This is a genomic window from Pseudomonas sp. NPDC087803, from assembly GCF_044742995.1.
Classification (GTDB): Bacteria; Pseudomonadota; Gammaproteobacteria; order Pseudomonadales; family Pseudomonadaceae; genus Aquipseudomonas.
In genome coordinates this window covers 1-9,860 of sequence record NZ_JBIUVO010000100.1, presented here as the reverse complement: position 1 = coordinate 9,860, position 9,860 = coordinate 1, and the positions used below count along the sequence as shown (strand labels likewise).

Genomic DNA, 9,860 nt, shown 5'->3' with positions numbered 1-9,860 from the left:
GGCCGGCCCCACCGCCCCCGAGCACCAATAGACGGCCCCCGACGAACTTCACGGCATCTTGCCGCCGGGGATTGAGTCGGGACATACGAAAATTCGGGAGTCGTTGACGAAATGGGCCGGCATTTTAACAGGCTCAGCGATTTGTGCTGCTCTGTCCGACTTGTGACGTACCACGCGATTCAAATTTGCCGGTTTTGTTACTTTCGCGGAGGATACACGGTGATTTTGCGGCTAATGTTCTCATTCGTGACACAAAATAACGGTCTGATAATCGTTGTCATTGAACATCGCAACGGCATAATGCCCCGCCCACATCATTGCAGAGTCTAGGGAGCTAGCTTGTCTACGCCTGTCGAACCCTTGCGTTTGCTGCTACTGGCCGAAGAGCCAGCGTGGACAGCGTTATTGCGCGAGTGTCTGGCTCCGATGGGGAGCACGGCGGTGCTGATCAGCGCGCCGAGTTGGGAGTCGGTCAGCAGTCTGTTCGAAGACAATCGCCACGCGGTGTTGTTGACCATTCCGGCATTGCAGCCGGCCCCAGGCCGTTGCAGCCTGCCGACGGTGCTGCTGCTGGAGCACGAGCCGGCCACGGCGCCGGTTGGCGTCAGCGACTGGCTGGTGTTCGACGCGCTCGACGCCGATATGCTGCGCCGCTGCCTGCGCCATGTGCGTGAACGCGGCGTCCTCGAAAACACCCTGCAACGCCTGGCCGAACAGGATCCGCTGACCGGTATCGCCAACCGCCAGGGTTTCCAGACCTTGCTTACGGCGCGCCTGGCGGAAAACGACGGCCGCGGCCTGGCCCTCGGGCATCTCGATCTCGACAACTTCCGTCACGCCAACGATGCCCTCGGCCATCAGGCCGGCGACCGCTTGATCCTGCAAGTCGTTGCGCGGCTGAAAAGTCAGCTCGAGGCCGGTGATCAACTGGCGCGCCTCGGCAGCGACGAATTTGCCTTGCTGATCGACACCCGCCGCGCGCCGCAACGTGCCGAGTGGATGGCCGAACGCATTACCGAAGCCTTGGCCGAACCGTATTGGGTCGATGGCGAAAGCCTGCTGATCGGCTCCAGCCTCGGCATTGCCCATGCCCGCGCCCAAGGTGGCGCCGACCCGCTGATGTGGCACGCGCACATCGCCATGCAGCAGGCCAAGAGCACCCAGGGCTGCACCTTTCATATCTTCAACGAACGCATCAACCGCAACGCCCGGAGCATGGCCGATCTCGAAAGCGAGCTGCGCCGGGCCCTGCGCCGCGATGAGCTGGAGCTGCACTACCAGCCACGGCTGAATCTTGCCGACGGGCAGATCGTCGGCCTCGAAGCCCTGGTGCGCTGGCGCCATGGCGAACGCGGTCTGTTGCCGCCGAGCGAATTCGTGCCGTTGGCCGAGCAGAGCGGCTTGATCGTGCCGCTGGGCTATTGGGTGATTTCCCGCGCCCTGCGCGACATGCAGGCGCTGCGCGAGCGCGGGCTGCCGGCGCTGCACATGGCGATCAACCTGTCGTTTCGCCAGTTTCAGGACAGCCAGTTGCTGCCGACGCTCAGCCGACTGATTGCCGAACGCGGGGTCGAGGCGCAATGGCTGGAATTTGAACTCACCGAAACCGCCGTCATGCGCCGCAGCGACCTGGTCAAGCAGACCATGGATGCCCTCGGCCGTCTCGGCGTGCGTTTCTCGCTGGATGATTTTGGCACCGGATTCTCCTCGTTCGTGCACCTCAACAGCCTGCCGATCACCCTGCTGAAGATCGACAAGAGCTTTGTCGGCGGCATGGAGCAGCGCGAAGAGAACCGAAAACTGGTGCACGCGATGATCAACCTCGCGCACAACCTGCATCTGGAAGTGGTGGCCGAGGGGGTGGAGACGCCGGAGCAACTGGATCTGCTGCGCGGGTTCGGCTGCGATCAGGTGCAGGGTTATCTGATCAGCCGGCCGTTGCCGTTGGCGGAACTGGTCGAGTACCTGACCTTCGGCGCCAGCCAGCAGTCATCACTGGAATTCGTGAGCTGAACACCATTTCCGGGTGAATGCATTACCCCTGTGGGAGCGGGCTTGCTCGCGAAGGCGTCGTGTCAGTCCAGGCATGTGCTGTCTGACCCAGCGCTTTCGCGAGCAAGCCCGCTCCCACAAGGGAATCTCAGTCTGCCTGAGCGATTGTGTACTGTTTTGATGATGCAGGCTCCGACCGAATCATCCGCTTCATCTTCCATTCAAACGCCAGGGTCAGGCTCACTGCCGCGCAGGCCAGGCCCAGCGCCAGACCCCACCAGACGCCCGTCGGCCCCCAGTTCAGGTGGAACGCCATCCACCACGCCGCCGGTGCGCCGATCAGCCAGTAACAAGCGAGGCCGACCAGAAAGGTGGTTTTTGCGTCCTTGAGTCCACGGATGCAGCCCATGGCGATGGTCTGCGTGCCGTCAAACAGCTCGAACCATGCCGCCACGGCCAACAGGCTCACGGCCAGACGAATCACCTCGGCAAACGCCGGATTGTTGTGATCGAGGAACAACCCGACCAGTTGATTCGGCAACAGCCAGAACACCATGGCAAAACCCAGCATCACCACCGCACCGAAAACAATGCCGACCCGCCCGGACATCCGCGCATCGCTCAGTTGCCCGGCGCCATAATGCTGGCCGACGCGCATGGTGATCGCGTAGGACATCCCCGCCGGCACCATGAACGCCACCGAAACGATCTGCAGGGCGATCTGGTGTGCGCCGAGTTGCGTGCTGCCCATGGTGCCCATGCACAGCGCGGCGAAGGCGAACAGGCCGACTTCCACCGCGTAGGTGCCGCCAATCGGCAGGCCGAGCCGCCACAGTTCTTTCAGATACTGACGATTTGGCCGCGACAGGCCGACGCGCAACGGGTAAGCGTCATACGCCGGATGCCGGCGGATGTGCCAGGCGAGCGCCAGCGCCATGCAGTTGGCAACGATTGCCGTGACCAGACCGATGCCGGTCAACCCCAGTTTCGGCAGGCCGAACATGCCGGTGATCAGTGCGTAATTGAGCAGGAAGTTGGCCACGGTGCCGCCGAGGCTGATGACCATCACCGGGGTCGCCCGGCCGATTGCACTGGTGAAACCGCGCAGGGCCATGAAGCTCAGGTAGCCGGGCAGGGCGAAGGGCAGGGCGATGAGGAATTGACCGGCGGCATGGACGTTGGTTTCGGTCTGGCCGAACAGCAGCAACACCGGTTTCAGATTCCACAGCAGCAACCCGGCGCCGAGCGCCATCAGCCACGCCAGCCACAACCCGGCCTGGGTCAGGCGGGCCGCGCCGATGATGTCGCCCGCGCCCTTACGGATCGCGACCAGGGTGCCGACCGCTGCAATCACACCGATGCAGAAGATCGACACGAACGAATAACTCGCCGCCCCCAGTCCGCCGCCGGCCAGGGCTTCGGGACTGAGGCGCGCCATCATCAAGGTGTCGGTCAGCACCATCAGCATGTGCGCCAACTGTGAAGCGATCAGCGGCCCCGCCAGCCGCAGGATGGCCCAGAGTTCGGTACGCACAGGATGCTGCATGGTCATCACCACCCATCAATCAGAGGGAACAAGAGACCGTCGATTCTCGGCGCTTGGCAGGGTTTGCACAAAAGGATAAAAAGGATGGGTGGCATGATTAAAACTCATCATGAGAAAAAACCGCCGGGTTGGCCGGATGCCGCTAAAGGAGCTTTGTGTATGTCCCGTCGCCTTCCTCCCTTGTATGCCCTGCGCGCATTCGAAGCAGCGGCGCGGCACAGCTCGTTCACCCGCGCGGCCGAGGAATTGTCGATCACCCAGAGTGCAGTCAGCCGGCATATCAAGACGCTGGAAGAACATTTCGCCTGCAAGCTGTTTCACCGCAGCGGACGCAACCTGCAACTGACGGAATCGGCGCGGATGCTGTTGCCCGGCATTCGCGATGGTTTCGCGGCACTGGAGCGCGCCTGCAACACCTTGCGCGCCGAAGACGACATCCTGCGCATGAAAGCGCCGTCGACCCTGACCATGCGCTGGCTGCTGGCGCGACTCAGCCGCTTTCGCCATCTGCAGCCGGGCAACGAGGTCCAGCTGACCAGCGCCTGGATGGACGTCGATTCGGTGGACTTCAACAACGAACCGTTCGACTGCGCCGTGCTGCTCAGTGACGGGCATTTTCCGCCGGACTGGGAAGCCAGCCTGTTGTTTCCCGAAGAGCTGATACCGGTGGGCGCGCCCAATCTGCTGAATGATCAGCCGTGGGATGTTGCGCGGCTGGCTTCCACCGAACTGCTGCACCCGACCCCGGATCGGCGCGACTGGCGCAGTTGGCTGGAGCACATGGGGCTGTCCGATCAGGTGTCGCTCAAGGGGGGGCAGGTGTTCGATACCCTCGAGCTGGGGATGATCGCTGCCGCCCGAGGTTACGGGGTGTCGATGGGGGATTTGTTGATGGTCGCTGAGGATGTGGCGCAAGGCAGACTGAGCCTGCCATGGCCGACCGCGGTCGCCAGTGGACTGAATTATTACCTGGTGTGGCCGAAAACCCGTCCCGGAGGTGATCGTTTGCGCCGCCTCAGCGACTTCCTGCAAGGCGAAGTGCGCGCCATGGCGTTGCCGGCGGTCAAGCGCTTGAGCTGAATCGTTCGAGCCCGCACAATGCCGGCCTTGTGCCATAACCCTGTTGTCCGCTCAAGTATTCGGATGTACCGCCGAATACGTGCATGTGGAACCGTCGTGCCGGTTACCACGCTTCACCCCCACTATTAGAAATTATCCGAGCAGCGATCAAGGAGGATCGAAATGTTCGGCCAGGAGCTGTTCATGTCTCAACCTCGCGCCCGGATCGCCTCGCAGCTGGGCCTCGCGCTCGCTGTGATACTGGCGATTGTCATCAGCGGCAGTACGGTGTTCGCCCTGCGTTCGCTGGATACCGCCAACCTTGCCACCCGTGAAGAGCACCTCGCCAGTGAGGCACGGCTGCTGGCCGACCAGTTGAGCACCTTCCACGGCACGCTGCGCGAGAGCACCCAGCGCTTGAGCGGGCTGTTCGAGAAGCGCTTCAGCGCGGGCCTGAGCATTCACCCGGATGAGCCGGTGACGGTTGCAGGTACTCAAACCCCGGGCCTGCACCTGGGCAGCGAAGTGTTGAACAACAACTTCAAGGAAGTTGACGAGTTCAAGCAGATGACTGCCGGCGTCGCCACGCTGTTCGTGCGTAGTGGCGAAGACTTCGTGCGGGTCAGCACCTCCCTGACCAAACAGGACGGCACGCGCGCTATCGGCACCTTGCTCGATCACGCGCATCCGGCCTACGCGAAGTTGATGGCCGGGCAGGGTTACGTTGGTCGCGCCCTGCTGTTCGATCGTTCCTACATGACTCAATACACCCCGGTGCGCGATGGCAGCGGCAAGGTGATTGCGGTGCTGTTCGTCGGCTTCGATTACACCGATGCGCAGAATGCCCAGTTCGCCAATCTCAAGCGCTTCCGTATCGGTCAGAACGGTTCGCTGGCGTTGCTCGATGAGCAAAACAAATGGCTGGTTGCGCCTGCGGGGGTGCAGGCGCTGGATCAAGCGGTGCCGGTGATCAACGGCTTGGCCAAGACCCCAGGCAAGGGCGAGTTCTGGAGCGACAGCGGCGAAGATTTCTACAGCATTGCCGTGCCGTTCGAGGGCGGCCCGTGGTCGGTGGTGGCGAGCATGCCGAAATCCGAGATTCGCGCGGTGACCTGGAGCGTCGGCACCCAACTGGCCATCGGCAGCCTGCTGGCGATGTTGATCGCGGTGGGCGCGGCGATGTGGCTGCTGCGCAGCAAGTTGCAACCGCTGGGCGACCTGGTCCGTCAGGCCGAAGCGCTGGGTGCCGGTGATCTGAGCGTGCGCCTGAACGTGTCGAGCAACGACGAGATCGGACAGTTGTCCCGTGCGTTCAACCAGATGAGCCAGGCGCTGTCGACCATGGTCGAGCACATCCGCCGCTCCTCGGAAGAGGTCAACAGCCGCGCCCAGGCATTGTCTGGTTTGTCCGGTGGTGCCTACGAAGGCATGGAGCAGCAGTCCGGCGAAATCACCAGCATGGCCGGCGCGGTGGAAGAGTTCAGCGCCACCTCGCTGAACATCGCCGACAACATGGGCGCGACCCAGCGCCTGGCTCAGGAAAACGCTCAGCAAACGCAGATCGGGCGCAGCTCGATGCAAGAGGCGTCGTCCTCGCTGGAGCAGATCGCTGGCGCGTTGAACACCACGGCTACCGTGATCAACACTCTCGGTCAGCGTTCCCAGGAAATCGGCGGCATTGTCAGCGTGATCACCTCGATTGCCGAACAGACCAACCTGCTGGCGCTCAACGCGGCCATCGAAGCAGCGCGTGCCGGTGAGCAGGGGCGTGGCTTCGCCGTGGTGGCCGATGAGGTGCGCAACCTCGCTTCGCGCACCCGTCAGGCCACCGACGAAATCTCCGGGATGATTCACAGCATCCAGCAGGAAACCGGCAACGCCATCAGCACCATGGAGCAGGGCAACCTGCTGATGCAGGAAGGCCTGTCGCGCAACGCCAACGTGGCGTCGGCGCTGGCGCGGATCGATGAGCAGAGCCGTTCGGCGGGGCAGCAGTTTGCGGCGATTACCACGGCGACGCAGGAGCAGAGCAGCACGGCTACTTTGCTGAGCAGCAATCTGCAGAGCATTGCGCTGGCCAACAGTGAGCAGCGGGAGGTCGTGTCGAACCTGGCCGTTACGGCTAAAGAGCTGGAGAAGCTGGCGGCGGATTTGCGTTCCGAGGTTGATCGCTTTCGTTGAGTTGTCGCTGACACAGTCTTCGCAAGCAAGCCCGCTCCCACAGGATTCTCGCTGACCCTGTGGGAGCGGGCTTGCTCGCGAATGGGGCTGACAGGGTCCTGGCATTTACTGAGTCGCCGGCCGATACTGCAGCGCTTCGGCCAGATGTTCACGGCTGATGTCATTGGCGTGTTGCAGATCCGCCAGTGTCCGCGCGACCTTCAGCAACCGATGCGCCGAACGCAGCGACAGAATCAGGCGCTCGCACGCCGACTCCAGCCATTTTTCATCGGCTGTGGACAACCTGCAGTGGCGCTTCAACCCCGGCAGATCGAGAAAGGCATTGGCACAGCCCTGCCGTTTCTGCTGCCGTTCGCGAGCTTCGGCCACCAGGGCCGCAGCGCTGGCACTGTCATCTCCCGGCTTCACTTGCGGGTTCAGCGCTGTCGCTTCCCGCGCCACCGTCAGGTGCAAATCGATCCGGTCCAGCAGCGGCCCTGACAGCTTGTTGCGATAGCGCTGCACCATGTCCGGTGTGCACGAACACTTGCCGCTGGGCTCGCCAAGATATCCACAGGGACAGGGATTCATCGCTGCCACCAGTTGAAAGCGCGCCGGAAAACGCACGCGATCCTTGGCTCGGGCGATCACGATATGTCCCGACTCCAGAGGCTCGCGCAGTACCTCAAGCACCTTGCGATCGAACTCCGGCAGCTCGTCGAGAAACAGCACGCCGTGGTGGGCGAGGGTGATTTCGCCGGGTTGCGGTTTCGAGCTGCCGCCGACCAGCGCCGGACCGGATGCCGAATGGTGGGGTTGGCGAAACGGTCGTTGTGGCCAATGGGTCAGCGGTACGCCGCTGGCGACCGATTGAATCGCCGCCACTTCCAGCGCTTCGCATTCGGACAGCGGCGGCAGCAGCCCCGGCAAGCGGCTCGCCAGCAAGGTTTTGCCAGTCCCCGGTGGCCCACTGAACAGCAGGTTGTGCGCGCCCGCCGCGGCAATCAGCAGCGCCCGTTTCGCGGCCAGCTGACCTTGCACTTCATTGAGGTCGGGATAAGGTTTCGCCGCATGGATCAGCCCGTCCGACACATAAGGCTCAACCGGCGTATGCCCGTTGAAATGCGCCACCGCCTCGAGCAGATGATCCACCGCAAACACCTTCAATCCCGAGGCCAGGCAAGCCTCCTCGGCATTCGCCCGCGGCACCACCAGTGCCCGCCCGGCCTTGCGCGCCGCCAGCGCCGCCGGCAACACCCCGCGCACCGGCCGCACGGCGCCGGACAACGCCAATTCACCCAGACATTCCACATCATCCAGCGTCAGGCACGGCACCTGCACACTCGCCGACAGAATCCCCAAGGCAATCGCCAGATCAAAGCGTCCGCCATCCTTGGGCAGATCCGCCGGCGCCAGATTCAAGGTGATCCGCCGCGCCGGAAACTGCAGCCCGGAATTGATGATCGCGCTGCGTACCCGGTCCTTGCTCTCCTTCACCGCCGCCTCGGGCAGGCCGACCATGGTCAGCGAGGGCAGACCGTTGGCCAGATGAACTTCGACAGTGACAGCGGGAGCATCCACGCCAATCTGGGCGCGACTGTGGACGATGGAGAGGGACATGGTCGTTCCTTGAGCTGAATCGGGGGCCGCTTCCTGCGGGTTTTTTAAGGGTAGTTGGGAGAGCGAGTCCAAGTGGCGCGGATGCGAGGGCAAACCTTCACTGGATGTTGCCAAGTTCCCCTCCCAAGATCAGTAGGGGCGCCACATTAGTTTTCCTCTTCGGGATTTTTTACTTGGCTTCCTCCCCCGGCCAGCCAACCATCCGGTTCGAGTTCTTTTTGCGGGTCTGTTATTGGTCGGGGTCGAGCTTCCGCAGCATGCGTTCGTTGAGGTAGATGTGCAGCAGGCGGCTCAGGTCTCGGGCGCAGAACCAGGGTTGGTTCTGGATGAGGAGGGCGTGGAGGGGGAGTTTGTGGCGGGTGAAGATACTAGGTGTCAGATAGTTTTCGTCCATGGTTCAGTTCTCGAATTCAAGTGAAGAAAACTGCTTCTGTTCGTCGTCAAACGAAAAGGGTGGCAGCTATGCGCGGGTTGGCGAACCGGTGAATTCGAAACCGGCAGACCCTGAGTTCTCCCACGCAAAGCCGCGATAACTCGTTGAGAGAAAAGACCTCTCTGTGAGTTTAGTTGCATTGCGTCAAATTCGATCCAGGTCGCCAAACCCGGTGCTGAAAATTCAGCATCGGGTGAGCTTGGAAACCTGGGCTTTTCGGCGCAATCGGACGGCGGTGATGCAGGTTGTAGGACGTTGCCGGGATGGTTGAAGGGCTGGAGATCAAAAGATCGCAGCCTTCGGCAGCTCCTACAGGGGGTGCGGATTATTCAGCGGGCGGCGTCAGCTTGGCTTCCAGCTCGGCGACTTTGGCTTCGAGGCTTTCGAGGCGGGCGCGGGTGCGGGCCAGGACGACCATCTGGCTGTCGAATTCTTCCCGGCTCACCAGATCCAGTTTGCTGAAAGCGCTTTGCAGCAACATCTTGAACTGGCTTTCGATTTCGGCTTTCGGCAGCGGGGTGTCGCCGCTGAACAGGCGGGAGGCGGTGCCGCTCAGGGCGTCGAGGAAGTCTTTGGGCGCGAGCATGGTGGATGTCCTGTAAACAATGGCGGGCAGTGTATCACGCAGTGTCTATAGTCATTTGCGCAGGCATGGATGCACGCTTTTCGCGCAAGCGGACGGACGGCGGCGCACCGTTGTTGTGCGTATCCATCGTGGGTTTTGCGCGCCAGCGCCTGCGGCAGCGGCCAAGGGATTGAAATCAGGGGAATTTGGCGAGATGGCAAGCTTTCTGCTTAGTCGGTAGTGACCCATGCACTGATGCAGTCGCTGTGACGAATGCAGTGCGGCAGGCGGGACGGGGAGTTTCGTCGGCAGCGGTTAGCTGGCGTCAGTCGGGCAGGTAAGGCCGACGATGCGTTACAAAGCCAGGCACTGCGCTTAGACTTGAGTCGGGTTTGTTTTCCTGGGGCAAGTCCACCAATTCGGGAGAGAGTTTCATGAAGCTAGTCACTGCCATCATCAAGCCGTTCAAGTTGGACGACGTGCGC

6 protein-coding genes and 1 pseudogene are annotated in these 9,860 nt (G+C 62.2%); 3 read left to right on the top strand and 4 right to left on the bottom strand.

The genetic code is table 11. The features are described from left to right. Positions 1–339 precede the first annotated feature (339 nt). A complete protein-coding gene (locus ACIOUG_RS25800; RefSeq protein ID WP_401069832.1) occupies positions 340–2,013 on the top strand; it encodes a putative bifunctional diguanylate cyclase/phosphodiesterase in 1,674 nt (557 codons plus the stop codon). Positions 2,014–2,140: 127 nt separating this feature from the next. On the opposite strand, the gene ACIOUG_RS25795 is transcribed toward ACIOUG_RS25800, so the two are convergent. After that, complete coding sequence (locus ACIOUG_RS25795) at positions 2,141–3,538, bottom strand: NorM family multidrug efflux MATE transporter (RefSeq protein ID WP_401069830.1); 1,398 nt, start codon at positions 3,536–3,538, stop codon at positions 2,141–2,143. A 159-nt stretch (positions 3,539–3,697) separates the two neighbouring features. Between ACIOUG_RS25795 and ACIOUG_RS25790 the strand changes: the two genes are divergently transcribed. Together ACIOUG_RS25790 and ACIOUG_RS25785 are read left to right on the top strand one after the other, a co-directional pair. Next, on the top strand, positions 3,698–4,618 hold the full coding sequence (locus ACIOUG_RS25790; protein ID WP_401069827.1) for a LysR substrate-binding domain-containing protein: 921 nt from the start codon (positions 3,698–3,700) through the stop codon (positions 4,616–4,618). A gap of 183 nt (positions 4,619–4,801) precedes the next feature. After that, positions 4,802–6,778, top strand: coding sequence for a methyl-accepting chemotaxis protein (locus tag ACIOUG_RS25785; protein WP_401069824.1), 1,977 nt, complete (start codon positions 4,802–4,804; stop codon positions 6,776–6,778). Positions 6,779–6,883: 105 nt separating this feature from the next. Here the strand turns inward: ACIOUG_RS25785 and ACIOUG_RS25780 are convergent, their stop codons facing one another. From ACIOUG_RS25780 to ACIOUG_RS25770, 3 genes and pseudogenes are all read right to left on the bottom strand, one after another. Further along, a complete protein-coding gene (locus ACIOUG_RS25780) occupies positions 6,884–8,377 on the bottom strand; it encodes a YifB family Mg chelatase-like AAA ATPase (RefSeq protein ID WP_401069822.1) in 1,494 nt (497 codons plus the stop codon). A 232-nt stretch (positions 8,378–8,609) separates the two neighbouring features. Further along, positions 8,610–8,771 (bottom strand): annotated as a pseudogene (locus ACIOUG_RS25775) (phage antirepressor protein); the annotation flags it as partial. A gap of 364 nt (positions 8,772–9,135) precedes the next feature. Next, complete coding sequence (locus tag ACIOUG_RS25770) at positions 9,136–9,396, bottom strand: accessory factor UbiK family protein (protein WP_011336527.1); 261 nt, start codon at positions 9,394–9,396, stop codon at positions 9,136–9,138. Positions 9,397–9,860: the final 464 nt, after the last annotated feature.

Bases quoted from the DNA above. Each gene is read 5' to 3' on its own strand.
- ACIOUG_RS25780 (WP_401069822.1), bottom strand. From the start codon at position 8,377: ATGTCCCTCTCCATCGTCCACAGTCGCGCCCAGATTGGCGTGGATGCT.
- ACIOUG_RS25795 (WP_401069830.1), bottom strand. From the start codon at position 3,538: ATGCAGCATCCTGTGCGTACCGAACTCTGGGCCATCCTGCGGCTGGCG.
- ACIOUG_RS25790 (WP_401069827.1), top strand. From the start codon at position 3,698: ATGTCCCGTCGCCTTCCTCCCTTGTATGCCCTGCGCGCATTCGAAGCA.
- ACIOUG_RS25785 (WP_401069824.1), top strand. From the start codon at position 4,802: ATGTCTCAACCTCGCGCCCGGATCGCCTCGCAGCTGGGCCTCGCGCTC.
- ACIOUG_RS25770 (WP_011336527.1), bottom strand. From the start codon at position 9,396: ATGCTCGCGCCCAAAGACTTCCTCGACGCCCTGAGCGGCACCGCCTCC.